The organism is Virgibacillus sp. M23 (assembly GCF_034190895.1).
Taxonomy (GTDB): domain Bacteria; phylum Bacillota; class Bacilli; order Bacillales; family Amphibacillaceae; genus Virgibacillus; species Virgibacillus salarius.
This window is the reverse complement of record NZ_JAWDHA010000341.1, coordinates 1-408: the sequence shown is the minus strand read 5'-3', so window position 1 is coordinate 408 and position 408 is coordinate 1. Positions and strand designations below refer to the sequence as shown.

Annotated in this window: 1 pseudogene; it reads left to right on the top strand. The window is 48.0% G+C overall.

The annotated features are described in order from the left end of the window. Window positions 1-10: 10 nt before the first annotated feature. Window positions 11-408 (top strand): annotated as a pseudogene (gene oppC / locus RVS70_RS22870) (oligopeptide ABC transporter permease OppC); the annotation flags it as partial.

Here is a 408-nt window from a genome sequence, read left to right as displayed (position 1 = left end):
AGCCTAGGCCATGCAGAACATTCCGAAAAACATGTTTGAACCAGCCGCAGCGAATGCCGGCGATGCAGAAAAAATAAGTAAAAAGAGCCTTTCCCTCTGGAAAGATGCGATGCTTCGCTTCCGCAGCAATAAGCTTGCAATGGTCGGGCTTATCATTATCGTGCTCATTATCCTTATGGCCATTTTTGCGCCGATGTTCTCAAGGTATGATTATTCAACTACTAATCTCTTAAATGCGGATAAGCCGCCTTCAAAAGATCACTGGTTCGGCACAGATGATCTTGGACGGGACATTTTCGTCCGTACATGGGTAGGAGCGCGAATCTCAATCTTTATCGGTGTCGCAGCCGCTGTTCTTGATTTGCTGATCGGCGTCATTTGGGGGAGCATTTCAGGCTTCCGCGGAGG